Origin of the sequence: Leptolyngbya sp. FACHB-1624 (genome assembly GCF_047649235.1) — a bacterium.
Taxonomy (GTDB): domain Bacteria; phylum Cyanobacteriota; class Cyanobacteriia; order Leptolyngbyales; family Leptolyngbyaceae; genus Leptolyngbya; species Leptolyngbya boryana.
The window spans coordinates 408,789-435,719 of record NZ_CP180258.1 but is presented as its reverse complement, the minus strand read 5'-3'; the positions used below and the strand labels follow the sequence as shown (position 1 = coordinate 435,719).

The following is a 26,931-nucleotide window of genomic DNA, read 5'->3' as shown; positions in this document are numbered from 1 at the left end:
TTTTTCAAAGTTGAATCAGTCTTGCCGAACGCTCTCCTCAATGTCACGTGATACTAGCTGATCACTAATTTCAGCTCGCATCGTTGAATCAGGAGCCGTGGTCGAAACCATTGCCGCCATGAGCTGGCTCGGAGCAACACTAAACGGCAGTCGATGAATGTCAGAGTTCTCTGAACAAGCCACTTCCGCTGCCTGGTGAAGTTGCGCGATCGTTACTTCAGCTAATCCCAAATCTGCCAAAGTCTTCGGCAAACCAATCTCATCGTAAAACTTCAACAATTGCTGTCGAGAAGATGCTGCTAGTACATTTCCTTGCAGCATCTCTTCGAGTCGAAGCTGCACCAAAATGCCAAAAGCAACTTTCTCGCCATGCAGTGCATGATGGCTTTCTAGTAAATGAGTCAGCCCGTTATGAACCGCATGAGCTGCAACAGTTCGGCATTGTGCCCCACCGATGCCACCAATCACACCTGCCATTAATACCGACGCATCTACTACTTCCTGCCAATCTGATCCCAAAGGATTCAGCAATGCAGCTTGAGACTTCTGAAACAAGATGTCTCTCAACACCCGCGCTTGTTGAACTGCGGCAATCAGCAACGTCTTGTCAGAATGACCGCTACTAACCGAAGCTTCATACCATTTCGCGATCGCATCTCCAATGCCTGCGACCAACGTTCTCTGCGGTGCAGTCGCGACCAAATCGTAATCGAGCACCAGCAGATCCGGACACCGCGCTAGCGCAACATCATAGAGAAACGCATGTTGCTCAGAATAAACATTGGAGAGGGCAGTCCAAGCCGCACAAGTTGCAGCAGACGTGGGAACCGTCACGATCGGTAAATTGCACTGATACGCGACTAATTTCGCAGTATCCAGTGCTTTTCCACCGCCCACTCCAATAATCAAATCAGCCTGATGATCTGCAACGGCTGCCTTCAAATTCGCCAAAGTCTTCTCACTACAATCCTTGCCATAAGAAGCTTTCTCAGCACTGAGCGAGTGAGATTTGAAAACAGACTTGAACCGAGATTTGACGACATCCAGCGATCGATCTCCTCCAATCATCAAAGGACGAGAACCGAGGCGCGCAATCTGATCCCCAACTTGTTCGATCGCATTAAACCCGCGAACAACTTGAGCAGGTGCGATCGACAACGAAACAATCGGATTCAATTTAGGCATGTTCAGAGATGAGAAACAAACGTTAAGCGGCTGGCTTGGGCAGTTGTGCCAAGCTTTCACGATACAACTTGATCGTAGCGTTTTCATCTTCGCGGATGGCAAGGGATCGCCGAACTTCACCTAAATATAAAGGTTGCGAAACTCCCGGTTCTGGATGCAAAACTGTCCGCAAGCGAATCGTCATTTGATCAGAACCTTGAGATAAGCGACCCGGAGAGAAAATGTCGATCGCAGCTTGTTTCAACGTCGCTTCAATTTGAGATTCGGTCACGGTTGGCGGTACAGTGATCACGACTTGCGCCGCTCCTGCATCAAATACGCGTGAATAATGGATCGAGTCTGGAATTTGCGGACGAGTATACAATCCCAAGCTGAGTGCAAAAATGCCTCCGGTGAGCACTGCCATAAATCCGGTGACTCCGACTAAGCGGAATCGAATTCCCCATTTGAAGAGAAAAGCGACGATCGCTAAAACGCCGAATGCGATCGTGGCAATTCCGAGGTACTGAGCATTTTGAATTAACTGAGCAGTGTCAAACATGGATCAAAAAGGCAAAAGGATATGCGGGAAGTACTAGAGCCAATCTTACCGTCTCTCACCTCAAATACGAGCGTTTCCAACCGTGTCGCTTCAGAGACTTGGAACGAGAAAATCGAATTGATCAAGAAAGCGCCACAACATTAATGGAAAGAAGAAACAGTATTGTCAGCTACCTGATCATTTTTCCGTTGGCTTTTCTCACACAATTCGGATTGAAATTTGATACTCTTATCCAATTAGTTCTTGGGGAACATTGGCGTGGATATTCAAATCGGTAGAGGTAAAACGGCTCGCAGAGCTTACGGGTTCGATGAAATTGCCCTTTCTCCGGGGAACCGGACACTAGATCCGAAATTAGCCGATACTCGTTGGACGATCGGCGGCATTGAGCGCGAGATTCCCATCATCGCCTCTGCAATGGATGGCGTTGTCGATGTGGGCATGGCGGTCAAACTCTCTCAGCTTGGAGCATTAGGTGTCATCAATTTAGAAGGGGTTCAAACTCGTTACGAAGACCCGAACCCGATTCTCGATCGCATTGCATCAGTAGGACCGACTGAGTTTGTGCCTTTAATGCAAGAACTCTACTCTCAACCGATCAAGCCCGAACTGATCGAAAAGCGCATTCAAGAAATTAAGTCGCAAGGTGGCATTGCAGCAGTCAGCGCGACTCCAGCAGGCGCAAGTCAATTTGGCATGATCGCAGCGAAAGCAGGTGCAGATTTGTTCTTCATTCAGGCAACGGTGGTTTCGACTGCGCATTTGTCTCCTGAATCGATCGCACCTTTAGATCTGGCGAAATTCTGTGAAGAAATGCCGATCCCGGTCATTCTCGGAAACTGTGTGACCTATGAAGTGACCCTGAATTTGATGAAAGCTGGAGCCGCAGCGGTTCTAGTTGGAATTGGACCGGGTGCAGCCTGTACGTCGAGAGGCGTGTTGGGAGTCGGTGTACCGCAAGCAACTGCGGTTGCAGACTGTGCGGCTGCCCGCGATGATTTCCAGCGTGAAACGGGTAAGTATGTGCCTGTGATTGCGGACGGAGGTTTAATTACTGGCGGTGATATCTGTAAATGTATTGCGTGCGGTGCGGATGCAGTGATGATTGGCTCGCCGTTTGCGCGTGCTCAAGAAGCCCCAGGTCGAGGATTCCACTGGGGTATGGCAACACCGAGTCCAGTCTTGCCGAGAGGAACTCGGATTCGAGTCGGAACGACGGGAACCTTGGAACAAATTCTGCGTGGACCTGCTCAATTAGATGATGGGACGCACAATTTACTGGGCGCACTGCAAACCAGTATGGGTACGTTAGGCGCGAAAGATATCAAGGAAATGCAGCAAGTTGAGGTGGTGATTGCGCCTTCATTGTTAACTGAAGGCAAGGTCTATCAGAAAGCTCAACAGTTAGGCATGGGCAAATAGAAGCAGTCGAAAAGCGGTATGATTCCTGAGTTTTATTTAAGGATTGCGAACGCTTCGATAATCTTTTGATCAATTCTTTAAGAGTTTTACCAGGAGTTGCAAGATTGCCTGGTAAAACAGATTCTGTCGTCTACAATGAGGGTAGCGGAGACGCATGTTTCCGTTCACTCCTCACACCACACTCCGCCTGAACTTCGGTTTGGGCGGTTCCTTATTTTTAAACCCATTCCTGACGCTGAGACAGACGGGAGATCGTCGATCGCTGAGCTTGTCTGATCCGAATAGCGAGATGGTGATCCGCAGGGCGTACCGAACATATTAGACATTCGCGAGAGAAATGAAGGCGAGTTGTGAATATCACAGTTTGGTGGCTTCAATTTTCAATGCCTAATTATGAACACTATCTCTGATCCCAGGGGTAATTCTCACTACCTTTTACAACTCTTTAGTCTATGTAAATGTCCGAAATTGAGAAAAACGATCGTCATCCGTAGCGTACAATACAGCGGTATATCATCTTCAAATCTATTGAACCTCTTGACAATTTCGCCGGAACTGGAAAAATCTGATATCGTCATAGAAATGAATACCAGAATACAAACTTCTGTAAAGTTCAGGTTAAGATATTCTGGTGGTGTGAGTAAGTACAAATCACTAACGATATGAAATCTAACGCTTCAAACGGACAGTTTAGTAACACAGCAGTCTGTGAACCTCAGACAGGTGCATCGAATCCTTCCCTAGAGAAACTAAAACTTCTCTATGGAGCCGACCAACAAGAAAAGCTGCAAGATTTGCAAGCTGAGGCTGATTCCCTCCTCAAACAGCTTCAAGCACTCAAGCAACAACGTACCGATCAGGCTGTCGTGACCATTTCATAAGCTCGTAGTTCAGTCGAAAAATAAAGGATAGGAAACAAAAGCGAAGTCTAGCTTTTCGATTTCTATCCTTTGTTTTTTGCGGTTTCCTCGGAACGATATACTAATTCAGTTATTGCCTCCGACATTGGCTTATGCGATCGTTCTGGTCTGATCCGTATTTGTGGATTCACCTTGCAGGAATTGCGGCACTGCCGCTGTCGTTGCTGATTTGCCTCTTGGGATTTGCCGCCGGTGATCCGATTTTGCCGCCTTGGTTAGAAATTGGACTCGTTGCGATCGCGGGAATTGCGCCGATCGCATGGATGCAGTCTCAAAAACCTTTCTGTATTTTTAGTCTGCTCTTCGTGGCATTGCGACCGGAGCGGTTGAGTGAATTGCAACGAAAACTATTAGCGCTGTTTCTGGTGCGGCGAAGTCCGATCGGGATTGGCTTAGTCGCGTTAGTGTTGGTGCTGATTCTGAGATGGATTTATGCGATCGCGCCCATTGCAGAAGCGATCACCCCGATTTCGTCTCATGGATTGGGCTTAATTGTTGCCGCGATCGGCTTTCTTGCCAGCAATTTGTTTGTGCAGGTTCCCTTCAGTGTTTTTCTCGTCATGGCATCGAGTGATGCAGATGTCATGCAGCTTGAACCGATTCCAGTCGATCAAGTTGCCAAACGATTTCTCGTATTTGGAATTCCGGTGAATCAAATCGTGCCGCCGCTGGACGTTCCGAAATCGACTTGATCCCGAAAATGTCTTCAACAGCACAGACGTTTTTGGTGAGTACGTTATTCTGGAATAGTTATGCTAATCAGTCTTGCTCTCTCACACAAAGGTATTTTATGGCTAACTCCTTCTATCCCGCTGATGCAGCCGAATTGAGCGATTCCCAGATGTGGGAAAGCTTGAAGCTTGCGATCTCTGAAAGTTCAGGGTTTCAAAGCTGGCAACTGGATCGGACGTCCCAAAGTCAAGATCTAGATGCGCTAGTTCATCAGTATTTGCGTGAAACGCTTGAAACGTTAGCTTATTAATTTTCAATGGTGTTCATTGAAAGCCGAGCTAAGGTTAGTTCGGCTATTTTATTTAGCGCAGCAATCGATCGAGCGGATTGCGTACACGATCGACAAATTGATTCAATTGACGATACGCCTCTTCAATGCGATCGCCATCGACAACGACTTCCTGCGTCGGATAATTCTGCAAAATTTCCAAAACGGTTAATCTTCCATCACTGGCTGAAACTGCCAAAGCACCCCGAAGTGCTTGCCGTTCTGCTCCACCTTTTGGAGTTTGAATCGCTTTACCTAATTGGTCGAGTACCGTATTGCCAACTGGGCTATTCAGAACGCGATCGAGCACAATTGGATTCACCTTAATCGGGCGAGTGAGGGTCTGACGCACCGTTTCTGGCTTTTGACCCGAGAGACGGAAATAAGTTTGTAAATCGGGTGAAGCTTGTCCCGTCTCTGCGAAGGTGGCGAGTTCTGGCACAGAAACGGATTCTTGCAAAATTTTGTATCTGAAAATAACTCGCTCTGCTGCGATCGCAGATTTGCTCAGCAGCAGCACGGCTCCAAGGGTGAGACAGGATTGTAGGATTTTCGACATTGTGGAAATCATTATAGATAGCTCCAATTTTTAGAATCCCAAGGATTCTGAAGTGTTCCTTAGAGTACTTTTTTCCGCTACGATCGACATCCTACGCAATCAATAGAGATCACATGGGCAGCACGTTTGGGCATTTATTTCGGATTAGTACGTTTGGCGAATCGCATGGGGGTGGAGTCGGGGTTGTGATTGATGGCTGTCCGCCCCTGATTGAGATTTCTGCGGAGGAGATCCAAGTCGAGCTTGATCGCCGTCGTCCCGGTCAGAGCAAGATTACAACGCCTCGAAATGAAGCGGATCACTGTGAGATTCTATCCGGCATCGTCGATGGCAAAACGTTGGGAACGCCGATCGCGATTATGGTGCGGAATAAAGATCAGAGATCGCAAGACTATACCGAAATGGCAGTCAAGTATCGCCCGTCACATGCCGATGCAACCTACGATGCAAAATATGGGATTCGAGCCGTTGCAGGCGGGGGAAGATCTTCTGCGAGAGAAACGATTGGACGAGTTGCAGCAGGTGCGATCGCGAAAAAAATCTTGCAGCAATCCGGCGTTGAAATCGTAGCTTATGTCAAACAAATTAAAGACCTTGAAGCAGCTGTTGATCCGAATACCGTCACCTTAGACCAAGTTGAAAGCAATATTGTTCGCTGTCCTGATCCCGATTGTGCAGAAGCAATGATCGATTTGATTCAGAAAACGGGCGGGCAAGGAGACTCGATCGGTGGAGTCGTCGAATGTGTGGCGCGGCAAGTTCCGATGGGATTAGGGGAGCCTGTGTTTGACAAGCTAGAGGCGGATTTGGCAAAAGCCGTGATGTCACTTCCAGCGACGAAAGGCTTTGAGATCGGTTCAGGCTTTGCGGGAACGAGAATGACCGGAAGCGAACATAATGACGAATTTTATACCGATGAGTCGGGACGACTGCGGACAGTGACCAATCGATCGGGCGGCGTGCAAGGTGGCATCTCCAATGGTGAAAATATCGTCATTCGAGTTGCATTTAAGCCGACGGCAACGATTCGCAAAGAACAGAAAACCGTGACGAATACGGGTGAAGCTGTGACGTTAGCAGCGAAGGGAAGACATGATCCTTGTGTGCTGCCGCGTGCGGTTCCGATGGTGGAAGCGATGGTTGCATTGGTGCTGTGTGATCACTTGCTGAGACAGCGCGGGCAATGTGGCTAGGGTGATGGAGTCGTTAACTGCATGAATTTTGCAGAGTGGGGAGTGGGGAGTAGGGAGAACCCAGATTCAGATCCCTCCATTTCCCTATCTCCCTGCTAGATTGATTGTGATGAGCCAATAAGTAGATGAGCGGAATTCAACATCAGTATCAGTTTGGCGAGTTTTCTCGCTTCGTTGCTCACCCGTCCCGGAATGAATTCGGGACTAACTGTGCGAAGTCCACTAAAGGGACTGAAAGCTAATGACAATCTCTTCTTCAGTGGGTTTCAACCCACTTCGCACCGTTAGCCCGAACTTCCAGTTCAGGGCGGGTGAGCAACGAAGCGACTATGTTGCAATTCATTGCACCTTCCTACTTAGACTAATTGAGTATTCCTAGTCAGCGCTGTAATGGTAGCTTCACTACGCAAGTCGTGCCTTTTCCAGGGGTACTAGTAATCTGCATTGTTCCTTGATGTAAGTCCACACATTTTTGAACAACGACTAAACCTAAACCCGTGCCTGGAATCGAGCCTACATTCTTACCGCGATAAAAGGGTTCAACGAGTCGCCGCTGATCTTCTGGAGCAATGCCAATGCCTTCATCTTCAACGCTGAGAAGTACTGCATCCGATTGAAATTCTAATGCTAGCCTGACAGTTCCGCCTTTTGGAGAGTACTTGATCGCATTCGATAACAGATTGGACAAGACAGAATGCATTAACTTCTCATCTAGCTCGATCGAGCAAGGTGTTCCCTGACAAGTAAACGTCAGACGATGCTGATTTCCTGCACTGAGCTGCATCTCCTCAACAAACTGATGACAATACTGGTCTAAACAGAGTGCTTTGGGATGAAACACTAAGTTTCCGGCTTCAGCGCGGTTAATGGTGAGAATGTCATCTAGCAATTGCACCATATTCTTGACGGAATCTTGAATTCGATGCAGATTGCGTAATCGTTTTTCAGTCTGATTCCATTCAACCTGAGAGGTTTCTAACACTTGAGCAGCGGCTAAAGCAGTACTCAATGGAGTGCGAAACTCATGAGATGCCATTGAGAAAAAGCGAGTTTTTAAGAGATTTAGTTCTTTCTCACGCTCTAGTGCTAATCGAATCTCATCTGCCCGTTTTCGAGCAGTGGTATCGCGTTGGACTGCAATCCAATGGGTATACCAACCCTGAGCATCGGCAACAGGGACTAAGCTAAATTCATTCCAAAATTCTGAGCCATCTTTCCGATAGTTAATCACTTCTACGGTGACAGATTCCCATCGATCGAGTGCATTGCGGATTTTTTGCAGTTCAGCGCGATCGGTCTTTGCTCCTTGCAGAATTCGAGGCGTTTTTCCTAAAACTTCTGCTGCCTCGTAGCCTGTAATGCGCGTAAAAGCCTCGTTCACATAGAGAATGCGAGGACCAGGCTCATCAATCGGTTGAGCTTCAGTAATGATCACTGCATCGTTCGTATGCACAACGACTGACTGTAAGAGTCGTAATTGTTCTGCTCGTTGCTTTTGCTCAGTAATATCAGCAATCACAGCAACCATCCCGTTGATCTGGCCATGACTATCTTGCAGCGGTGCAGCCGAAAAAATAATGTCGATCGCGGTTCCATCTTTGCAATGCCGACAGAGTTCGACTCGCGGATGCGTTTTACCTGCTAGTACACTCTTTTGTAAGCTCGTCTCTCCTTCTAACGGATCATCGAGACGAATGGGACTCGGATGACCGAGTACTTCTGCTTCAGTCCAACCAAACATCTGCTCGGCGGCTGGATTCCAAATCTGCACATGCCCGACTCGATCGAGCATCAAAATGGCACGGGGCGAAGCAGTAACTAAAGCTTGTAAGGTATCGTTCGTATGACGTAAAGCGAGTTCGGTGCGTTGTCGCTCGATGATTTCTGCTCTTAAAGAAACATTCGCTGCTGCTAGTTCTGCGGTGCGTTGTTGAACTCGTTGTTCTAGATCAGAATTTAGCTGCTGAAGTTGGTTATAGAGTTCGGATTGTTGAATCGCGATCGCAACTTGAGTCGCAAGTTGCTTCATCAATTCCACTTCCCAATTTTTCCATTGGCGAGGACTCCGACAGTGATGAGCAATCAACAGTCCCCAAAGATAGGGTCGTTCGAGAGGCTCACGATGCTTTTGCAGAATGGGGACAACTAACTTTGCTTGCACCCCAAACTGCCGAACAAATTCTGCTAAACAAGGTTCTACATCTGCTTGCTCAACATCCGTAATCGCCCGAATTTTCCCCCAAGAGTAAGCCTGATGGTACTCTTGGGGAAACACTTCTTCTGGAAACCCTTGTCCTAGAATCTTGGGATAAGGCGGTAAGACGGTTTCGTGAATCGTACAACCTGTTCCATCATCCCAGAGCCGATAGATGAGTACTCGATCGACGTTCAAAAAGCGTTGAACTTCCTCAACCGTTCGGCTCAGCACCTCATCGAGATTCAGAGATTCACGGATGTGCTGAGCAATCTGATTGACTAATCGCTCTCGATCGGTTTGCTGCCGCAGGATTCTTGCCTGCGTAAAATACCGAGAAAGAGCGATGAGAAAGAAGAGTGCTAAACTACCGAGGACAAAGTGATTCACCGTGTTTTAGAAACCAAACAACGTTACCAAAAACAGCAACACAATAAACGCCGCGCCTCCATAGAATAAACCGATCCAGGCTTTTTCTAAGCTTGCGGGTGGATTCTTTTGCCAAGCCCAACGCAGGTAATCCAAGCGAGCAGAATCTCTGCGGCTTCCTCTTAGGGTTGGTTGAGGCAGTTTATCTCGGTAATCCTCGCCATAGCGTGCGGTGTGAGCAAACGTCACTTCACCTTGCGATCGTTGAGGCAAAATCCGGCGACGTTGATACGGCACAGTATTTTCGCCAAAAGTGGTCAAATATTCTTCACTGTTGAGCAACTGCTCGACAAATCCCTGCAATCCTTTGGTTGCAAGCACGATCGACCAAGCAATTTTTTCGCGATCGCCATACACATTTCGTCCCAAAACGCGCTGAATGCAAAGCTCAACAAATCGATAGTTGTTATTGCTTTCATAGTTGAGTCGTCGGAAGGAATCCGACAGCAGTAAGCCTGCGATGAATCCTTTGACGGTAATTTGTCCCGATCGCAACTGTGATTCTAAAAACTGTTGGCGATAGTAACTGAGCATTTGTTGCTCATTAAAAATCTGACGATAAGCTGCTGTGATCAATGCATCAAAGTCAGTTCTAGAAAGGAGATTATCGGTTGTGTAGATCCGAGGCTGTTCATCACCTGGAATCTCAAATCCTTCGACTCGATGATTTTGAGAAACGGGGGGATAGGTTAAGAGAGACATGGACATAAGCGTTTTCCAAACGGGTTTTTTCTAGCGATCGCACTCTAGCGCGACCCTTCAAGCTGAAGGATCTCATACGAGCCGTAAGGAAATGGGTGATGAAACGGTAAAGAAAACGGAAAGAATCAGCGTGGGTAACAAATCTTGAGATTTCCTGATCTTTTTTGAAGTTCACTTCTCGTAAAATTGGTATGAATGAGTATAAATCTCTATGAAGTCACCCTCACGGTATGAGGATTCTCCTGGTTGAAGATGATGTGCGGCTTGCAGAAACGTTGGCGGAAGCGCTCAGCGATCAGCTTTACGTGGTGGATATTGCAACCGATGGAGAGTCGGGTTGGCATCAAGCCAGAGTAGTCGAGTACGACTTGATCGTGCTGGATGTGATGCTGCCAGAGTTAGATGGATTTAGCCTTTGTCAAAGATTACGATCGCATCGCTATGATTTACCGATTCTCATGCTGACTGCCTGCGACACACTCAACGATGAGATCAATGGGCTGGATGTCGGCGCGGATGACTATTTAGTGAAGCCTGTCGATTTACAGAAACTCTTTGCGCGAATTCGGGCTTTGCTGCGTCGAGGTAGCGTGAGTACGACTCCGGTTCTGACTTGGGGCGATCTCAGTCTGAATCCGAGTACCTGTGAGGTCAGTTATCGAGAGACTCCGATTCATTTGACTCCGAAAGAATATGCGATTTTAGAATTGCTCTTACGCAATGGTCGTCGAGTCTTAAGTCGCAGTGTGATGATTGATCATGCGTGGTCTTCTGAGTCGTCGCCCGAAGAACCGACGGTTAAGGTTCACATTCGTGGACTACGCCAAAAACTCAAAGCGGCGGGAGCATCCGAAGAACTGATCGAAACGGTTCACAGCAGAGGCTATCGTTTGAACCAACCAGAGCGCGAACCGAATCCGGCGGGTTGTTGATTGTCTTCGCTTCTCGTAAAAAGTAGCGCTATTCTTCTAAAACTTCGACGAGTTCTTCGATCGAGACATCAAATGCTCGTGCTAATTTCAGAAGCGCTGTGTAGTCAGTCATTGTCATGGCTTCACGCTGAACATAGTTCTTGACGGTGCTGTAATTCAGTCCAGAACGCTCAGAGACTTCTTTCAATGTCCATCCGCGCTCATCTGCAAGCTCTCGAATCTTTAGCCGAATTAATCCCATCGATGCGATTGACAAAGACTCAACTGAGTCCTTTAATAAGGTTAGAAAGACTCAGCTGAGTCTTTAATTAAACAAAGCGATCGCTCTTAGCCTGGAAAACTTGAAGCGATCGCACCTACGAATGAGGTACAGACATGATACCAATTGTTTTGTCATGCGTTGACACTTCTGCATTTTGGCGTGGAGGTGGACGATGACGTATCGCGATTCTCTTTTTCCCTGGTGCATCATTCGCTTATTGCCGAAAATGCAGCGCATCGTTGTCTGTCGCTGCCGAAATCGCAATCATGCTCAAGCGCAGATGCAGGCATTGAAACGATTAAATCGGCAAGCCGTGTATGAAGTGATTTTCGATCCGCCGGATTGAATCAAGCTTGCTTTTCCAATTTCAAGTTGTATCCAGCGTCAATTCCTGCTCTCACATCTGAGAGCGGAATCCTTTATCCTGAAACAGTTTTAGGCTTTTATCTTTTGTTCTATTGCTTCATGGCAAGAAAATATCCAGAATAGATTTGCCTGACTTCAGATAAAAATCGCTCTCACTGCTCAATTCCTCAAAAGTGTGTAATCCTTGAAAACCGATTCCATCTTTTACAAAATTTTCCAACTCTTTCCTAGTGCCTTTTTCGAGTTAATTGGCGAGGATGATCCACGGACTGTGACTTATGCCTTCACCTCTCAAGAAGTGAAGCAAACAGCATTCCGGCTCGATGGCATCTTTATGCCTCCGACTCGATTGCGCCAATTTCCCATCTATTTCGTAGAAGCGCAGGCATACAAAGAGAAACGGAACTTCTACTATCGCTTCTTCAGTCAAATTCATCTCTATCTCAACGATTACGAGCCTGTAAATGCTTGGCAGGCAGTGGTGATTTTCACAGAGCGACGTTTTGATCAAGCTTTGCCGCATCACTATTCGGAGTATGACAATAATCCAAGGTTGCAGCGCATTTACTTGGATGAATTGCCGTCGGATGTAAGCGATCGTAGTCTTGGGTTGTCATTGTTAAAGCTGTTGGGAACGAAACCGAAAGAGGCTCCGGCAAAAGGTCGATCGCTCATTGACCGAACTCGGCAAGAACTCACAGATTTGACCGTTCAGCGGAATTTTATAGAATTAGTGGAGACGGTCTTCGTTTACAAATTTCCAAAACTATCTTTTAGCGAGGTCGGTGAAATGTTGGGGCTTGGCGATTTAAAGCAAACACGGGCATATCAAGAAGCGCTTCAAGAAGGACGCGAAGAAGCGCAGAAGGAGTATCTAACTCGGATGGTTCCAAAACTTCTTCAGAAAGGCTGGACTGTTGAGGAGATCGCTGAAGATACTGGAATTTCAGTAGAGACCGTGCAGGAATTTATCAATCAGGAATAGATACAACACAATTTGGATCGCGAACTAGGAATCGATCGAGCAATCTAATCCCGACTTGTTGCAAACTGCTATGACCTCAAGATTGCCAGTTTGAGGTTTGAGTGAGGGAAATTCCAAACAACGTCTTTTCCGTGCAAAAAGTAAAATATGGTTCCAGGTAGCTTATTTCTGAAAAAGTGGAAAATCATGGAATAGCCAGTCGTTGACAAACCTTCAAAAATTTCTAGGACTAACTCGTGTTAAAGTTCACAAGTCTCTGCTCGTGAGAAGAGACACAACCCCAAAACCAACCCTCTCCAACCATCAAAACAAGGAAACTTTCCTTGTGGAGATCTGTTTAGGTCATATGTGAGGTCGTCGGAACTCAACCAGTTTCCATCATTGCGCCAACCGACGCGATCACAAAATTGTTCCCAGTCATCACTGTAAGACATCGGGCTACCGCATTCCTGCCAGATTCGTTTCTGTACGCTGAGGCCCCATTTGTTACTGCTGTATTTTATCCACAGTTGGTCTAGTATCCGCAAATCTTCACAAGGAAAGTTTTCGAGATCAGCGGAGCTAAACCATTGCCCTTCTTCCTTGCCCACTGTTGTAATCATCAGCCGATAGGTTTCTTTATCCGCCGCTTTCCATTGCTGAGTGCTCAATAGTTCCTCAAGCCTTTGATAGCGCGAGGTCTTCACCTCAGTTGCCGCTTCCCGCAGTGCATTCAGTTCTGCCAAATCTGGCTGAAGGTCGGCATCAATTCGCTTGCTCGTCTCCTGAAAGCAAGCATAGGCAAGATCTTTAAAGCCTTGAGACAACGCTGTGCGAATCAGAGTACTCGGTTTCTTCACCTGTGCCGCATACAGCAAAATCACAGGCTTCCACCAGTCTTCGCCAAACCGTTCATACAGCAAACTCTCCTCACCTCGGCGCATCACTTCCTTTGCTGCCAAAAACTCTTGAAAACTGAGATGCGGAAACTCAAACTCCTCCGGTTCTCGCTGCACCAACAGTTCACTAATCTGCTCAATCTGCCTCAAAAAGTCCGCAGGCGCGATCGATTCCTCTTGAGCTTTTAGATATCCCTCCAGTCGCTTCAGCAAAACCGCTTGCTCGACTCGTTCTTCTTTTTGCTGCATCATTTCTAATGCCAACATTTGCAAGATCACTTGCGCTGTCGCATATTCATCATTGTCCCCTGTGAGCCAAGTTTCAAGATCCCTTGCACCAGGACGATCGCGCAATTGCAGCACGCAGATTTCTTGATAAAGTTCTACTCGACGTTTTGGCAGCTTGCTACTGGGATAGCGTCGATGAAACATGGCGATCATATTCAGCAGCAGTGGATTTTGTGACAGATCTGCCAACTCCTGCCGCTGGTTGATTTGTTTGAGTAAATCATCCGCCGCATCTTGAGCCGCTTTCCGCACGGCTGGAATATCTTCTTTACCGTGGTGATAATATTCCTGACACCAGTACCATTTCTCCACAAAAGCTTTGCGCTGCGGTTCATTAAAGTTTCTGACGTACAGCAGCGAATTAAAATCGATGCGATCGCTACTCGTTTGCTCGTTATAAGCCTTCGGGCGTGCTGTGAGAATAAACAGCGATTTGCGATATTTTTTGCGCTGATCATTTAACCAACGTGCCACCAGCGGACGTTTTGCCTTCGGAACTTCATCAAATCCATCCAACATCACCAGCATTTTGCCCTGCTCCAGCATCTCCTTTGCCCAATTGCTCGGCATTTTCAGATCCGCGATCGGCAAGCTGGGAATGTGATGCTGCATGATCAACTCTGGCAAACTCGGCGGAGTCTCCTGGCTCAAAATCTCTCGGTACTTCCGCAGCAGCAACAAAACTGGAATATACCGAGTTACGTCTTTAGGCTGCTTATTTCTGCCTAAGCTATAAGCGATGTGTCGTAGTAATGTCGTTTTGCCATAGCCACCCCAAGCCAAGATTGCCATCTCGCTATAAATTGCATCCTGCTTTGCCAGTGCTAGCAAATCCCAAATACTCACACCTGACGACTGCAACAGTTCCAAATCTTCATGCGATCGAGAAAATCCTGGAGATGCCACACGCCCATCGAATTCTAGCGGCACAAAGACTTGCTCTAGCATCGGTGTAAAAATGCCGCTAATCTTCGCCATTCCTTCGGTGCTACAAGTTTCACACTCTGCCGCCTGCGCCTCAAAATATCGCTCCTCGGCTGAAGTCAGTTTTGCGATCGCTTGTTCTCCGAACTGATCCAGCTTTTTGTTAACGACTTCTCCAGCTTTTTCTAACCGCTGTTGATTCCCTTTATGAATTGGCTCTAGCAACTTTCCAGCATAAGAGAAACAAAATCCAATCAAAGTTGACGCGATCGCTTCACTCACTTTGTGTTCGATCAGCAAGAGCCACAGCCCATATCCTCCGCCTAGACCAATCCCACCCGGCTTCAGCACTTTTATGAGAATTTCCGCAAGCTGTTCTGGAATAGAAGCTTGTTTCGAGGGTTCTTCAGGCATAAAACTTTCGATGAGAGGCTCTATTTCTTTCTAGCGCAGAAATCCAAAACAAGCGCATTCAGAAAACCTCTTTCCTGAAAAATCAGTCAAAAACTAGAAAAAGTCGCGCTTCTCGTTTGAATTCAAGTGCAATCCACAGCTATTCTTCACTGTTATTAGTTTGATTATTGGGTTGCTCGCGCTGAAAAAATGTTCTAGTCAGCGTCTTTAACGTGACTGGTTCCTGCTCTTTGCGGCGTTTGCGATGTTGTAGCGCAGTTGTGCCTCGGCGACGTTGCCGCGATCTCGCAACACTTTCCACACCCTCGTCACTCACCCGTCTTCGGGTCGGTTCGATGTTCTCTTCTTTCGATAACCACCAATCGACAATAAATCCGCTTGCCGTTCCCCCGATCGCGCCGAGTGCAATACTAAACAGCGCTGGATAGCCTAGAGCATAGAGGCTAATTAGAAATAACAGCCAAATCTGAAGCCCAACGGCAAAGCCTTTAGATACTGGTTCTCCTTTCTCAGCCACGATCGTTCATTCCTAAGTTTCTCTATGAGGATACAGGCGAATGCACAATGTCGATCGCTTTGTGTCCTCATTATGCGAATTTTTTAGGACAACTTATGATCGAATCGCGATCGCGCGGCTCGACGGTTCAAACACTTGCAAATTCTGTATAGAGAGGCAGAGGTAAGGAAGTCTGCCTCTAACTTGTACTAGCTGAGGGTTTTAACCAATGGCTTTTCCGTCTCGCTAAACGTTTCAAACGTTTGGTTTGCTAAAACATCGAGATCAGCATCGGAAATGTCACCCTGTCGCTGAGCAACTCGATCGCGTAAAACTTCCGCCGGAACATCACAATAGAGAATCTCAATCTCAATTCCCTGTGCTTGTGCTTTCTCAATCACGGGAGTGCGTAAAGCTTGACGATCGTACTTCGCATCCAAAATCACGGTATAGCCTTGCGATGCTAAAGTTGTGCCGAGTTCTAGTAAGCGATCGTAAGTCTTCTGTGTCATCTCAGGACTGTAAAGCGAAGCATCGCCTTTCTCATCCAAAGCAATGCCACCTAAATGCTTGCGAACTGCATCGGAACGGATTTGAATTGCTCCAGTTTCACGAGCTAGCTTAGATGCGATCGTACTTTTCCCAGATCCAGAGAGTCCCGACATCAGAACAATCTTGCCTTGTCTCGGTTGCGTATACTCCCAAGACAAACGATAGTAACGGCTAGCAGTTTCTTTCGATTCTGCCTTCACGGATTCTGGAACACTCGGATCACTCAGCAAGAATGAAGTAACTTTCGCTCGAACATAAGACTGACGGCTATTGTAAAGTGGCAAAACTTGTAAGCCTTCCCAGTCGCCCGATTGTTCCAGATAAGCATTCAAAAATAGATTGCTTAGATCCCGACGATTCCGAGCATCAAAATCCATGATGATGTAAGCAACGTCGAACATCGTATCGACGAATCGGAACGGCTCATTAAACTCAATGCAATCGAACAAAAGAATCTTATTGTTCCAGAAGCAGATGTTTCTCAAATGAACATCGCCATGACATTCTCGGATAAATTTATGTTCGACTCGGCTTTTGAAAAGGGCTGCACTCTCAGCAAATAGCTTGTCGGTGTAAGCTTTCGTCTGATCAAACTGTTCTTGAGTCTGAGCCACTCCAATATAGCCAACCGTTTGATCGTAATTTTCGTCGATCGCTTGGCGAATCTGAGACACTTCCCCAAAGCTGAGAATGTAATCATTCGTCGGTGCAGATTTGTGGAATGCTGCTAAAACCTTTGCTAAATCGAGTAAATGCTGCTCGGTGAGTTCTCCACGATCGTACATGGCACTCAGCAATGTCTCTTGAGGAAATTGCTGCATTTTCACCACATGATCCATGACTTCGCCTGAACCATCCAGCACAAACTTGTCACCATCTTGCGTAATCGGCACAATGCCCAAATATAATTCTGCTGCACCGCGTTTGTTCAGCCGCAACTCTTCCTCACAGAAATGTTTGCGCTTTTCCAAAGTGGAATAGTCTAAAAAACCAAAATTCACAGGTTTTTTCAGCTTATAAACATAGTCTCCGGTGAGAAAAACATAGGAAACGTGAGTCTGAATTAACTCGATCTCGCCTTGAACCGGATGATCATAAATTTCGGGATTGAGCAGCGCTTCAACGATCGGAGGAAGAGTCGTAGTCGTCATAAATTACATCTACACAGAAGGACGGGAATTCAAGAGGCATGAAAAAAGCCAGGGATCTCTCCCTAGCTTTATATACATTAGATCGGTCAGCAAGCAGTCATAAATCCCAGAATCTTCAAAGCATCTAGATATGATGATTTCAGTGTCCATTTTTTCATGCGATCGATGTCTAATCGAGATCTGTTTCACTTTGCAGTCAAACGAGCCTTACAGAAACAAGGCTGGTCAATCACAGATGATCCGCTGATTCTAGAGATTGAGGAAATTTTAGTCAAAATCGATTTGGCGGCAGAACGTCTGATTGGGGCAGAACGGGATGGAGAAAAGATCGCAGTAGAAATTAAAAGCTTTGCAGGAGATTCAGCGATTAGCGAGTTTCATACTGCACTCGGACAGTGTTTGGACTATCAGATTATGCTAGAAGAAAACGAGCCTGATCGAATCTTGTATCTAGCTGTTCCAGCAGATACGTATCAAACCTTCTTTCAGACTCGATTTGCTCAGATTGTTTTGGAGCGCTATCCGTTGAATCTGTTGATTTATGAGCCAGTTCTGGAGGAGATTCTCGAATGGAGAAACTAGAACACTATCGGCAGTCTATTCAAGACCTGCTGACGCGCTATATTGCTGAACTTCCAACAAAAGCGGAAGTGGAAAGCCAGCTATTGATCGACACACAGCGAGATCATTATCAATGGATGCGGGTAGGCTGGAAAGGCTCGCAACGCATCTATCACGTTGTGATCCATCTTGATATCAAAGATGGCAAAGTGTGGATTCAGCAGAATACAACTGACACAGACTTGGTGCAAGCTTTATCAGATGGAGGAATCGATCGCGAAGACATTGTGCTCGGACTACAGCCTGCATATAAGCGAGAACTGACTCTGGTTACATCTGACTAAAAAAGCCAGGGAGAAATCCCTGGCTTTTCAAATCTCCGTAAGCTAAGGCTTACTTTTGAGCAAAAAAGCTGATGTGATACAACGAACCCTTCCAAGGATGGGTTTGAACTTCACGCATCACAGTCTTGCCATTCCAGGACAATTCTGGAATATTCACTTCTACAACAGATTTATTCGGCGCAGCATCCCGAACTAGGAAGCCCGCAGCCTTAGCATCGACGACTAAGTGAATCGACTCAGCACCATTGTGGCCATACAAAGTAGCAGGAATTTTGCCATCGCGACGCAGCGCATTCGGCTTAGTTCCTTCAGGACGTTTTTGAGCTTCGATCGAGAACGGCATAATTCAAACCTAAAATCTACTAAACGTTTGCGGGTTGGGGCGTTCCGTTGGTATACAACAACGCCCGTTTCGGTCCATGAATGGGATCTTCAACAATGATCGTTTGATCGCGTTTTGCACCTAACGAAACAATCGCGATCGGCACATCCATTAATTCTGCCAGGAACTTGAGATAATCCAGCGCTTCTTTCGGCAAATCATCGAGCGATCGACACGCTTCGGTCGATCGTTTCCATCCTGGCATCGTTTCGTAAATCGGCTTGCATTGAGCAAACAAGCGCGAATTACTGGGAAAATCTTCGCAGCGTTGCCCATCGATTTCGTAGGCAACACACACTTTGATTTCATCCATTTCGTCTAAAACGTCTAGCTTCGTGATCGCTAGACAGTCCAGACCATTGATGCGAACGGCATACCGTCCAATCACTGCATCAAACCAGCCACAGCGTCTTTGTCGCCCCGTCGTCGTACCAAACTCAGCACCACGATCGCACAACAATGCGCCCATTTCTTCATGCAACTCGGTTGGAAACGGACCTTCGCCCACCCGAGTGGTATACGCTTTCGCGACACCAATGACGCGATCGATCACCGTCGGCCCAATCCCTGTCCCCACACAAGCCCCGCCGGATACCGGATTCGAGGACGTGACATAAGGATAGGTTCCATGATCCAAATCGAGCAGCGTGCCTTGTGCGCCTTCAAACAAGACATTGCGTTTGCGGCGAATCGCATCGTAAATCTTTAGCGAGCTATCCACAACATGCGGACGCAAGCGATCGGCATAGCCCATATACTCTTCAAACACTTCGTCTGCACTCAGCGGGGGCAGATCATAGAGCTTTTCGAGAATGGTGTTCTTTTGGGCGATCGTCCAAGCCAATTGCTCACGGAATCCTTCTGGATTCATCAAATCGACGATCCGAACGCCGACGCGCTCAGATTTGTCGGCATAGGTCGGTCCAATGCCGCGTCCGGTTGTGCCAATTTTGTGATTTCCGCGCTGTTCTTCGGCGGCTTTATCGATCAAACGGTGATAAGGCATCGTCACATGTGCCGTCTCAGAAATCAGTAAGTTCTGAGTCGTAATGCCGAGCGCCTCAAGCTGATCCAACTCTTGAATCAGCACCTTGGGATCGATAACCGTTCCACAGCCGATAATACACTCCGTATCCGGGTACAAAATTCCAGACGGAATCAAATGAAGCTTAAAGGTCTGATCCTTGACAACGACCGTATGCCCTGCATTGACACCACCTTGATAGCGCACAACGACATCTGCCGATTTACTTAATAAATCGGTGATTTTGCCTTTACCTTCATCGCCCCACTGGGCGCCAATAACAACTACGTTAGCCAAGGGTTTTCAGGAGTCTAAAGTTTTCAACAAACTCCCATTATCCTCACGAGGTGCGTTCTGTGTCAAATGGATCTTCAACAAGGATTTGCCCATCTTCTTGAACCCAGGCAATTCGGGCAATTCGTCGCTGTCGGGCATAGGTTTGAATCTGCTCACGGATTCCAGCGGTCAAATTCACCTCGACCACGGCTCCCGATTCGCGCAATTTTTGCGCCTGTGCAAATGCCAGTTGAGGCGAGTCTGACACGACTAGCCAATCACTCGATCGCGTTTGTTTAGGAAGTTGCCCGGTTGCCAATAGGATTTGATGCAGATTCTCCAAGTGCAGTGAAAATCCGATTCCTGGGATCGATTGTCCTTGCGAGTGAAATTGCCCCAAAAGTTGGTCGTATCTTCCGCCTTGTCCTAAAACGACTTGCCCGGATTGGGTTACGACTTCAAACACGATTCCGGTGTAATAGTCGAAGGTCTGGATCAAGCTGAGATCTAACACGATCGGCACGGTCAAACTCGCTTGCAGGAGTTCAACTAACGATTTGAGATTATTGACGATCGCTCGTTCTGAGTCGTCTAAATCCAAGGCGCTGACGCGCTGTAATACATCACTCGGCTTGCCGCGCAAATCTAGAAGCAGTAAGGCACGCGCTTTTAATTCGTCTGAGAGGGGTAAAGCTTCTAAACTTAAGCGATCGAGCGTGGCAATTGCGTGTCGAACTTTCGCGCGGATCGCTTCTGGAAATCCCGATAAGAGCGATCGCGTTAATCCCGCTTCCCCTAAAATCAACTGTCCGGGCAACTCCACTGCGTGCAGACAATCCATGACGAGCAACAGAATTTCTGCATCTGAGCACACCCCGTCTCCGCCGAGTAATTCGACCCCCGCCTGATAAAACTCTTGTTGGCGAGTATGGCTGCCTTCTTGGGCGCGCCGGAAGACGTTGGCGTTGTAGTACAGTCGCTGCGGAAATGTACTATTCGCTAATCGAGTCGCCACGGTTCGTGCGATCGAAGCCGTCAGTTCTGGACGTAATCCGAGCGGATCTTCTTCGAGTTGATGCAGTTGAATGACCGTAGAACGCTCGATCGCGCCCCCTGCCATCAGCGTGTCTAAGCGTTCGAGCGTCGAGGTAATAATCCGGTGATAGCCCCAAGCATGAAACACTTGCTGAAGGCGATCTTCAATCCAACGTTTTTGGGCGACATCGAGAGGCAGGAGGTCGCGTGCCCCTGCAGGAGGCTGGTAAACCATTTTGAGAGAAATTTAGCGTTACTTTTTCTTACCGAAAAGACCGCCAAACAGACCGCTGCCAGATTTAGATGAGGGTTGCTTCGTCGCATTCGATTTTGCACTCGGCTTCTCTGAAGACGAAGGGATCGCAGGGGGATCGAGTCTCTGCTTGCCAATCAAGGCGCGCTCGTCTTGCGGATCGATCGACAGCGCTTTCGTAAAATGAATCTTCGCCATCGTCGGTTGGTTTTGCCGCAAATAAACCATGCCCATTAAACTGTGACAGCGGCTACTGTTTGGGTCAATTTTTAAGGCATCTCGCAATTCTATCGTTGCTTGGGCAAAATTTCCCTTTGCCGCAAATCCTTCGGCGCGACGATAATACTGATCACTCAACGATTCAGCTTTGGCTTGAACCTCTTGAGGCTTGGCTTGAGCGTTGTTAGTTGCGGGGATGAAAGTCTTGTTTTTCGGAACTCCAACAGAATCGCTGGCGGCTTCTCGACGAATCAGATAGGCAAGATTCAGTTCGCTGATTTGGGCAATCAGTTCGCAAGCCTGATCGAGCTGCTCATACTGCCGATTGGATAAATCTTGCAGCGCTGTGCGGTAAAAGTGATCGGGATTGCTTGCGCTCAAAAGCTGCTGAGCTAGACTGTTAAGCACCCCAATGGTGTGAAAATTGCGGGCGGCTCCCTGCCCTTTCATTTTCAAAACAATCAAATGATCAGTCCGGGCTTTTTCTTGGGAGAGTTTTTCCCAGGCTGGATTCACCAGCTTGGATAAGAGTTGTTCAGCAAGTTGTCTATCTCCCTCACTTTCAGAAATGCAGCTATCGGGGTGTAAGCGACGGGCGATTTTTAGATAGTTTTTTCGGATCTCTTTGACATCGGCTTCGATCGAGACACCTAAAATGGCGTGAGAGTCGGAAAAGTCTGAGAGAAATAGCCCGCGATCGATCTGGAAGCTCATGGGTTACCTGTGATTTCAAGGAACGAGTTTGAGGGATGCTGAGCCTGAGAGGTGCGGCTTCAGTCCTGTTTTATAGTTCCTTGAAATCCACAAAGCTCGACATCTGAGGTCTATTTTCGTCGCACGTCAGTGACCCGCCAGCTCAATTTCAGATTGATCCAGAAATTCCAGAAAGTAACCAGCACAATCGCGATCGGTTTGGCGATGAATTCGCTGACGTGAAACACATCATGAAAGAGACTGACGATTAAGGCTTGGAGAATGATCCCCATCAAACAGATCGTATTGAACTTCAGAAAACGCTTAAATCGTTGCCGCTTGCCGGGTTGACCGCGCGCGATATCGCCAAATGTCCAAAGGTCATTCCAGAGAAAATTATTGATCACCGCCAATTCTGCGGAGAGCATCGTACTGCGCGCCAAATTCAAGCCGAGCGAGGTGCGCAGGAAATAAAAGGCTGCCATATCGACAAAGACGCCACTGAAGCCGACGAGTCCAAAGCGTAAAAAGCGTCCCAACTGGAATTTTTCCCGCAATCGGCTAATTCTGCCGCGCGATCGCAGTTTGCCTAAGTGCATGAGATACTCAACATACTGCCGCCAAGTGACTTTACTCTCGCCTTCTTGTCGTTCTTGGAAGACATAGCCGACCTCGGTAACTCGGTCAACCTGACCCCGACCAATTACTTCTAAGAGAATTTTGTAGCCGAGTGGACTCAGCAGACAGTCCGCGATCGCACTACGTCGCACCATAAAATAGCCGCTCATCGGATCAGACACGCGTCCAACCACGCTTGGCAAGATCACCAATCCGAGCAGTTGTGCGCCTCGCGATAGTACACGTCGAATCAAGCCCCAATCGCTGGTTCCGCCCCCTTCAATATGCCGACTCGCAACTGCCAGATCCGCGCCATTCTTAATCGCTTGCAGAAGTTTCAACAATACTTCAGGCGGGTGCTGCAAATCACCATCGATTACGCCTAAAACTTCGCCTCGTGCGGCTTGCCAACCGCGAATCACGGCAGTCGATAAGCCGCGCTCCGCCTGCCGCCGCATCACTCGCAGATTTGGGAAATCCACCGTCATCTGCTGAGCAATTTCCCACGTGCGATCGGGACTGTCATCATCGACGATAATCAGCTCGTAATCATTTGGCAATGCATGATCCAACAATCCCGTCAGGACGCGAACGATTTGTTCTACATTTCGCGCTTCGTTGTAGGTGGGAACGATCAGCGAAAAGTAGATCGAGTGAGATTGTCGCTCGATCGCCGGGTTTGCGTGTGGGATTTTTAATTCACCCGCAGGTGGCGGGACGAGAGAGGGAGGCACAATCATGAATTTGCGGTTAGGTAGGACAACAAGGACGAAACTACGGACTCACTTGATACAGCTTGATTTGAAATTCGTCTAAGCTCATAGTTCCCGATAGAGATTGAGTCTTGGCGATCGTAAAACGTTCCGCTAATGTTTGCTGAATTTTTTGGCGGTCTTGCTCGGTAGCAGCGGGCGACCAAATGGGTGCAGCGCTTTCTAGCCAGAGCACCCGTCGATATGGAGCATTGGTTAAAACCGTCTTCAAAGCTGTACCTAATTTCGCCGCAGGTTGAGCCAGCAGATCGACTCGACTCTGGGGCGGGATGTAATACGCTAAGCGATTCACATGTCCCCACGCTTGTGTGTCCATTGCGATCAGCGTTGGAGCCGCATCGAGTTGGATCAGCTCTGATACTTGATGAAACACCGAACGGGTTCTTAAAGTCAAATCACCCACATCGATCGTCAGATAGAACAGCAACAGAGTCAGAGCGATGATGCTTTGGTACGCTTTAACTTGGCGAATTGCGATCGTCATAAGCAACAAACACCCGGGCAAAACAAAGATCAGCGCGCGCCCTTCTCCAAATCCCAATGTATACTTTCGCGTCACAATATCGACGCAGAGTGCAAGCAACAAAGGTAGGATTGCCATTCCTAACCCTACTGTCAAACTTATTTTTTGACCAGATCTCTTAAGGCAGATGATCGATAGAACCAATCCGCAGGTTGCCAACAATCCAGCAATGATGGTGATTCCAGGGGGTAAACTCGTTGTCCAGTCTCCCACAATCAGATGAATCCCGATCGTTTGAAAGAGATCCTGAAGGTGTAAAAGGGCAGGGTTGCCTTCTGGATTGCCAAATCGTCCAAGGTCGGCATTTCGCAATTGCTTCAACGTGCCCCAAATTGCCCAAGGCAAGGTCAGCAGCCCTGCAATGATCAGCCGAATGCCATGATGGAACCAATGCCGTCGATCGAGCACCAAAATCAGCACCGAAACGACAACAATCCAATATGCAAATAAATAGAACGTGAGCAGACCACTGACGATCGACATCACGAATATAATTTGCCATGTCCAGCGAGGCTGAGACATGATTTCGAGCAATGCCCAAACGCTCAAAATTGCCCAAAATACAAGCGGTGTGTACATTCGGACATTGAGCGAGTGAAAGAGATAAAAGGGATTCGTTGCGATCAATGCGGCAAATAAAAGTCCGCTGCGATGATCTAGCAGTTTGCGCCCCAAACCATAAGCAGCAGCGATCGCGCCGAAACTCCACAGCATCGGCAAGCTGCGCATCGCAATTTCGCGATTGCCAAACAGGCGCAGCCAGAAATGGTGTGCAAAGAAGAACAGGGGCGGATGGGGTTCGCCTGCATAGAGTCCGCGCAGTAAGCCCTGTATCGTTTTAGCAAAAGATTCTTGGGGCAGATCAAGCAGGGAGGTGAGTTGAGCAAGTGCGATCGTGCCATCAGCGGGAAGAGAATATGCAGATCGTTGTCCGGTCGAAAGCAGCAGCGAGAGAACTTCGTCGTACCAGAATTCGCGCGTACCGAGATTGAGAATGCGGAGGAAAATTCCGAATGCGATCGTGCAACCGAGCAAAATTTCTAACGTTAAGCTTTTTCGGCAATAGAGGAGAAAATTGCGATTGAGCATAATTCTCATGGGTTAGGGGCTACAAGTAGTCTTCCCGTTCTGACTTTCTCGGCTATGATCCAGGTGCTTATTTTGACACGGATATGGCTAAGAAGCGCAAAAGCAAGGTCTCAGAAGCAGAGCCAGGATTGTCCCTGAAAGAGCGTTTGGCAGAAAAACGTCGGGTGATGTTAGCCCGTAAAGCGGCTGTTAATTTTATTTCTATGTCCACGATGATCTCGATCGTGGTGGGATTAGCATTATTTGCGGTTGGAGGCATTAAAGGCGCAGGCGGCGGTTTTGCAGGCGTGCTGACGCTGATGCTATCGTTCAAGTTTCCCTGGCAAGCGCTTCATGCCTTTATGATTTACATGCCGTTTGGCGGAACGATTACGTATGCCACGGTGGGGAATAATCCGCTGATGCAGTTGGCAAAAGATGGGATGTATATTCCTGCTTTGATCAGTATTTATCAGTACTGTAAGCAGCGGGATTTGTCGATGATGATCCCGAAGTTGATGAAAACGCCTCTGATGCTGCTGCTCGTTTATTGTATGTTGGTGCTGCTGTTTGTAAATGGTTCGCAGCAGTTGTCTGCGGCTGAGGTGGCAATGACGACTCAGAAGCCGCTTGAACGACCTTTTTTCATGGGCATCTTGGGCTTAAAAGTTTTACTAGGCTATGCGCCGCTGATTCCCTGCGCTTATTACTTGATGAAGAAGAAGCAGGATGTCTATAACTTTATGCGAATCACAGTGGTGGTCGTGATCATTTGCTGTGGATTGGCATTTGTGCAGTACATGATGCTGAAGACAGGACGGTGCAAGGGGACTGAAGGGACAGGAGCGGAATTGTTTAAGGCGTCGCTGGATGCACGGTGTTTTGTGGGAGGGGCGCTACTGTATACGCCAGAGCAAGGGGTGATTCGATTGCCGGGGACGTTTGTAGCTCCGTGGCAGTGGGGATGGTATTTGATTTCGAGTGCGTTTACAACGTTTGCAGTGACGTTTTTCGATCGCAATTTGGTCTGGAAGATCATCGGTGGGATTGGAATGCTGATGACGATCATTATGGCGGTGATCTGTGGGCAGCGAATTGCGCTGATGCTTGTGCCTGTGATGATTGTGATTCAGTTGTTTACGACGGGGCAGATTGCAAATTTGAAGCGATTTGTGCCGATCGGAATTGGACTGGCGGGAGCGATTATGGTGGCGATGGCATCGAATCCAGCGGTGGTACAGGAGCGGCTGGATAGTGCAGTGGGTCGCTGGAATGCATCACCGCCTGATGCGTTTATTCGAGAGCAATTTGAAACGGTAGTGCGGGGGGCGAGTCTCCTTGGGAAAGGGTTGGGACGCGCAACGAATTCGGCGCGGGCAATGGGGGATACGCAGTTGATTGAGACGTACTATCCCAAGGTGATGTATGAGATTGGACCGATTGGAACCGTGTTGTTTGTGGTGTTGGTGACGAGTTTGACGATCGCTTGTTTTCGAGCGTTTCGATCAGTCAAAGATAAGAATATTCGGGGATATGGAGCGGTTCTTTGGACGTTTGTGTTGGTGATTAGTTACAACACGTATTACTATCCGTTGGATGTTGATCCGGTGGCGGTGTATTACTGGTTTTTTGCGGGGATTGCGCTAAAGTTGCCGGAGTTAGATCGTTTAGAACCTGTTCCAGTTGAAGATCCGAAGGCGAAAAAGAAGAAGCGAAGGCGATGAAAATTCGACGTTTGAGGTCACTGGATCTCGAAGCTTTTTCAGCAC

27 protein-coding genes are annotated in these 26,931 nt (G+C 47.7%); 12 read left to right on the top strand and 15 right to left on the bottom strand.

Annotation, left to right across the window (positions count from 1 at the left end; genetic code table 11):
• Positions 1-15: 15 nt before the first annotated feature.
• Positions 16-1,185 (bottom strand): iron-containing alcohol dehydrogenase family protein, encoded by a 1,170-nt coding sequence (locus tag ACMUEV_RS01995; RefSeq protein ID WP_190649506.1) that lies wholly within the window; start codon positions 1,183-1,185, stop codon positions 16-18.
• 22 nt (positions 1,186-1,207) lie between these two features.
• A complete protein-coding gene (locus tag ACMUEV_RS01990) occupies positions 1,208-1,726 on the bottom strand; it encodes a Ycf51 family protein (RefSeq protein ID WP_017290971.1) in 519 nt (172 codons plus the stop codon).
• Between the two features lie 258 nt (positions 1,727-1,984).
• Between ACMUEV_RS01990 and ACMUEV_RS01985 the strand changes: the two genes are divergently transcribed.
• The 5 genes from ACMUEV_RS01985 (at position 1,985) to ACMUEV_RS01965 (ending at position 5,050) form a co-directional block, all read left to right on the top strand.
• Positions 1,985-3,148, top strand: a complete 1,164-nt coding sequence (locus ACMUEV_RS01985) for a GuaB3 family IMP dehydrogenase-related protein (RefSeq protein ID WP_017290973.1) — start codon at positions 1,985-1,987, stop codon at positions 3,146-3,148.
• A gap of 154 nt (positions 3,149-3,302) precedes the next feature.
• On the top strand, positions 3,303-3,470 hold the full coding sequence (locus tag ACMUEV_RS01980; RefSeq protein WP_190649508.1) for a hypothetical protein: 168 nt from the start codon (positions 3,303-3,305) through the stop codon (positions 3,468-3,470).
• A 340-nt stretch (positions 3,471-3,810) separates the two neighbouring features.
• On the top strand, positions 3,811-4,029 hold the full coding sequence (locus ACMUEV_RS01975; RefSeq protein ID WP_017290974.1) for a hypothetical protein: 219 nt from the start codon (positions 3,811-3,813) through the stop codon (positions 4,027-4,029).
• A gap of 131 nt (positions 4,030-4,160) precedes the next feature.
• Positions 4,161-4,760, top strand: coding sequence for a low-complexity tail membrane protein (locus tag ACMUEV_RS01970; protein ID WP_190649510.1), 600 nt, complete (start codon positions 4,161-4,163; stop codon positions 4,758-4,760).
• A gap of 98 nt (positions 4,761-4,858) precedes the next feature.
• The gene (locus ACMUEV_RS01965; protein WP_190649511.1) at positions 4,859-5,050 is read left to right on the top strand and encodes a hypothetical protein; all 192 of its coding nucleotides are present in this window, start codon (positions 4,859-4,861) and stop codon (positions 5,048-5,050) included.
• A 52-nt stretch (positions 5,051-5,102) separates the two neighbouring features.
• On the opposite strand, the gene ACMUEV_RS01960 is transcribed toward ACMUEV_RS01965, so the two are convergent.
• Positions 5,103-5,627: an alpha/beta hydrolase gene (locus tag ACMUEV_RS01960; RefSeq protein ID WP_017290977.1), complete on the bottom strand. Its 525-nt coding sequence runs from the start codon at positions 5,625-5,627 to the stop codon at positions 5,103-5,105.
• A gap of 113 nt (positions 5,628-5,740) precedes the next feature.
• Between ACMUEV_RS01960 and aroC the strand changes: the two genes are divergently transcribed.
• On the top strand, positions 5,741-6,820 hold the full coding sequence (aroC, locus tag ACMUEV_RS01955; protein WP_190649513.1) for a chorismate synthase: 1,080 nt from the start codon (positions 5,741-5,743) through the stop codon (positions 6,818-6,820).
• Positions 6,821-7,199: 379 nt separating this feature from the next.
• Here aroC and ACMUEV_RS01950 read toward each other — a convergent pair whose 3' ends face one another.
• Complete coding sequence (locus ACMUEV_RS01950; protein WP_190649515.1) at positions 7,200-9,404, bottom strand: PAS domain S-box protein; 2,205 nt, start codon at positions 9,402-9,404, stop codon at positions 7,200-7,202.
• A 6-nt stretch (positions 9,405-9,410) separates the two neighbouring features.
• On the bottom strand, positions 9,411-10,151 hold the full coding sequence (locus ACMUEV_RS01945) for a phycobilisome rod-core linker polypeptide (RefSeq protein WP_190649517.1): 741 nt from the start codon (positions 10,149-10,151) through the stop codon (positions 9,411-9,413).
• Between the two features lie 224 nt (positions 10,152-10,375).
• On the opposite strand from ACMUEV_RS01945, the gene ACMUEV_RS01940 reads away from it, so the two are divergent.
• Entirely contained in the window at positions 10,376-11,077 is a 702-nt protein-coding gene (locus tag ACMUEV_RS01940; protein WP_190649519.1) for a response regulator transcription factor, read from the top strand.
• Positions 11,078-11,105: 28 nt separating this feature from the next.
• Here ACMUEV_RS01940 and ACMUEV_RS01935 read toward each other — a convergent pair whose 3' ends face one another.
• Positions 11,106-11,333: a helix-turn-helix domain-containing protein gene (locus tag ACMUEV_RS01935; RefSeq protein WP_242044310.1), complete on the bottom strand. Its 228-nt coding sequence runs from the start codon at positions 11,331-11,333 to the stop codon at positions 11,106-11,108.
• A gap of 178 nt (positions 11,334-11,511) precedes the next feature.
• Here ACMUEV_RS01935 and ACMUEV_RS01930 point away from each other — a divergent pair, with 178 nt between their 5' ends.
• Together ACMUEV_RS01930 and ACMUEV_RS01925 are read left to right on the top strand one after the other, a co-directional pair.
• Entirely contained in the window at positions 11,512-11,685 is a 174-nt protein-coding gene (locus ACMUEV_RS01930) for a hypothetical protein (protein WP_017290985.1), read from the top strand.
• A 204-nt stretch (positions 11,686-11,889) separates the two neighbouring features.
• On the top strand, positions 11,890-12,690 hold the full coding sequence (locus tag ACMUEV_RS01925) for an Rpn family recombination-promoting nuclease/putative transposase (RefSeq protein ID WP_190649522.1): 801 nt from the start codon (positions 11,890-11,892) through the stop codon (positions 12,688-12,690).
• A gap of 239 nt (positions 12,691-12,929) precedes the next feature.
• On the opposite strand, the gene ACMUEV_RS01920 is transcribed toward ACMUEV_RS01925, so the two are convergent.
• From ACMUEV_RS01920 to ACMUEV_RS01910, 3 genes are all read right to left on the bottom strand, one after another.
• Positions 12,930-15,194, bottom strand: a complete 2,265-nt coding sequence (locus ACMUEV_RS01920) for a GUN4 domain-containing protein (protein WP_190649524.1) — start codon at positions 15,192-15,194, stop codon at positions 12,930-12,932.
• Positions 15,195-15,333: 139 nt separating this feature from the next.
• Complete coding sequence (locus tag ACMUEV_RS01915) at positions 15,334-15,711, bottom strand: hypothetical protein (protein ID WP_190649526.1); 378 nt, start codon at positions 15,709-15,711, stop codon at positions 15,334-15,336.
• A gap of 188 nt (positions 15,712-15,899) precedes the next feature.
• Positions 15,900-17,393: an AAA family ATPase gene (locus tag ACMUEV_RS01910; protein WP_190649528.1), complete on the bottom strand. Its 1,494-nt coding sequence runs from the start codon at positions 17,391-17,393 to the stop codon at positions 15,900-15,902.
• Between the two features lie 165 nt (positions 17,394-17,558).
• Here ACMUEV_RS01910 and ACMUEV_RS01905 point away from each other — a divergent pair, with 165 nt between their 5' ends.
• Together ACMUEV_RS01905 and ACMUEV_RS01900 are read left to right on the top strand one after the other, a co-directional pair.
• Positions 17,559-17,975 (top strand): XisH family protein, encoded by a 417-nt coding sequence (locus ACMUEV_RS01905; protein WP_190649530.1) that lies wholly within the window; start codon positions 17,559-17,561, stop codon positions 17,973-17,975.
• Complete coding sequence (locus ACMUEV_RS01900) at positions 17,963-18,298, top strand: XisI protein (protein ID WP_190649532.1); 336 nt, start codon at positions 17,963-17,965, stop codon at positions 18,296-18,298. Before ACMUEV_RS01905 ends, ACMUEV_RS01900 begins: the two co-directional genes overlap by 13 nt.
• 49 nt (positions 18,299-18,347) lie before the next feature.
• On the opposite strand, the gene rplY is transcribed toward ACMUEV_RS01900, so the two are convergent.
• From rplY to ACMUEV_RS01870, 6 genes are all read right to left on the bottom strand, one after another.
• Complete coding sequence (rplY, locus tag ACMUEV_RS01895; RefSeq protein WP_190649533.1) at positions 18,348-18,641, bottom strand: 50S ribosomal protein L25; 294 nt, start codon at positions 18,639-18,641, stop codon at positions 18,348-18,350.
• A 19-nt stretch (positions 18,642-18,660) separates the two neighbouring features.
• Positions 18,661-20,001, bottom strand: coding sequence for an adenylosuccinate synthase (locus ACMUEV_RS01890; protein ID WP_017290992.1), 1,341 nt, complete (start codon positions 19,999-20,001; stop codon positions 18,661-18,663).
• Positions 20,002-20,044: 43 nt separating this feature from the next.
• Entirely contained in the window at positions 20,045-21,250 is a 1,206-nt protein-coding gene (locus ACMUEV_RS01885; protein WP_190649535.1) for an ATP phosphoribosyltransferase regulatory subunit, read from the bottom strand.
• 18 nt (positions 21,251-21,268) lie between these two features.
• Positions 21,269-22,201, bottom strand: a complete 933-nt coding sequence (locus tag ACMUEV_RS01880) for a J domain-containing protein (RefSeq protein WP_190649537.1) — start codon at positions 22,199-22,201, stop codon at positions 21,269-21,271.
• A gap of 110 nt (positions 22,202-22,311) precedes the next feature.
• Positions 22,312-23,538: a glycosyltransferase gene (locus tag ACMUEV_RS01875; RefSeq protein WP_190649539.1), complete on the bottom strand. Its 1,227-nt coding sequence runs from the start codon at positions 23,536-23,538 to the stop codon at positions 22,312-22,314.
• A gap of 34 nt (positions 23,539-23,572) precedes the next feature.
• Complete coding sequence (locus ACMUEV_RS01870) at positions 23,573-25,183, bottom strand: glycosyltransferase family 39 protein (protein WP_190649541.1); 1,611 nt, start codon at positions 25,181-25,183, stop codon at positions 23,573-23,575.
• Between the two features lie 83 nt (positions 25,184-25,266).
• Here ACMUEV_RS01870 and hpsL point away from each other — a divergent pair, with 83 nt between their 5' ends.
• Positions 25,267-26,886, top strand: a complete 1,620-nt coding sequence (gene hpsL / locus ACMUEV_RS01865) for a hormogonium polysaccharide biosynthesis protein HpsL (protein ID WP_190649543.1) — start codon at positions 25,267-25,269, stop codon at positions 26,884-26,886.
• Positions 26,887-26,931: the final 45 nt, after the last annotated feature.

Bases quoted from the DNA above. Each gene is read 5' to 3' on its own strand.
- ACMUEV_RS01995 (WP_190649506.1), bottom strand. From the start codon at position 1,185: ATGCCTAAATTGAATCCGATTGTTTCGTTGTCGATCGCACCTGCTCAA.
- ACMUEV_RS01990 (WP_017290971.1), bottom strand. From the start codon at position 1,726: ATGTTTGACACTGCTCAGTTAATTCAAAATGCTCAGTACCTCGGAATT.
- ACMUEV_RS01980 (WP_190649508.1), top strand. From the start codon at position 3,303: ATGTTTCCGTTCACTCCTCACACCACACTCCGCCTGAACTTCGGTTTG.
- ACMUEV_RS01975 (WP_017290974.1), top strand. From the start codon at position 3,811: ATGAAATCTAACGCTTCAAACGGACAGTTTAGTAACACAGCAGTCTGT.
- ACMUEV_RS01970 (WP_190649510.1), top strand. From the start codon at position 4,161: ATGCGATCGTTCTGGTCTGATCCGTATTTGTGGATTCACCTTGCAGGA.
- ACMUEV_RS01965 (WP_190649511.1), top strand. From the start codon at position 4,859: ATGGCTAACTCCTTCTATCCCGCTGATGCAGCCGAATTGAGCGATTCC.
- ACMUEV_RS01960 (WP_017290977.1), bottom strand. From the start codon at position 5,627: ATGTCGAAAATCCTACAATCCTGTCTCACCCTTGGAGCCGTGCTGCTG.
- aroC (WP_190649513.1), top strand. From the start codon at position 5,741: ATGGGCAGCACGTTTGGGCATTTATTTCGGATTAGTACGTTTGGCGAA.
- ACMUEV_RS01945 (WP_190649517.1), bottom strand. From the start codon at position 10,151: ATGTCCATGTCTCTCTTAACCTATCCCCCCGTTTCTCAAAATCATCGA.
- ACMUEV_RS01940 (WP_190649519.1), top strand. From the start codon at position 10,376: ATGAGGATTCTCCTGGTTGAAGATGATGTGCGGCTTGCAGAAACGTTG.
- ACMUEV_RS01930 (WP_017290985.1), top strand. From the start codon at position 11,512: ATGACGTATCGCGATTCTCTTTTTCCCTGGTGCATCATTCGCTTATTG.
- ACMUEV_RS01920 (WP_190649524.1), bottom strand. From the start codon at position 15,194: ATGCCTGAAGAACCCTCGAAACAAGCTTCTATTCCAGAACAGCTTGCG.
- ACMUEV_RS01910 (WP_190649528.1), bottom strand. From the start codon at position 17,393: ATGACGACTACGACTCTTCCTCCGATCGTTGAAGCGCTGCTCAATCCC.
- ACMUEV_RS01905 (WP_190649530.1), top strand. From the start codon at position 17,559: ATGTCTAATCGAGATCTGTTTCACTTTGCAGTCAAACGAGCCTTACAG.
- ACMUEV_RS01900 (WP_190649532.1), top strand. From the start codon at position 17,963: ATGGAGAAACTAGAACACTATCGGCAGTCTATTCAAGACCTGCTGACG.
- rplY (WP_190649533.1), bottom strand. From the start codon at position 18,641: ATGCCGTTCTCGATCGAAGCTCAAAAACGTCCTGAAGGAACTAAGCCG.
- ACMUEV_RS01885 (WP_190649535.1), bottom strand. From the start codon at position 21,250: ATGGTTTACCAGCCTCCTGCAGGGGCACGCGACCTCCTGCCTCTCGAT.
- ACMUEV_RS01880 (WP_190649537.1), bottom strand. From the start codon at position 22,201: ATGAGCTTCCAGATCGATCGCGGGCTATTTCTCTCAGACTTTTCCGAC.
- ACMUEV_RS01875 (WP_190649539.1), bottom strand. From the start codon at position 23,538: ATGATTGTGCCTCCCTCTCTCGTCCCGCCACCTGCGGGTGAATTAAAA.
- ACMUEV_RS01870 (WP_190649541.1), bottom strand. From the start codon at position 25,183: ATGCTCAATCGCAATTTTCTCCTCTATTGCCGAAAAAGCTTAACGTTA.
- hpsL (WP_190649543.1), top strand. From the start codon at position 25,267: ATGGCTAAGAAGCGCAAAAGCAAGGTCTCAGAAGCAGAGCCAGGATTG.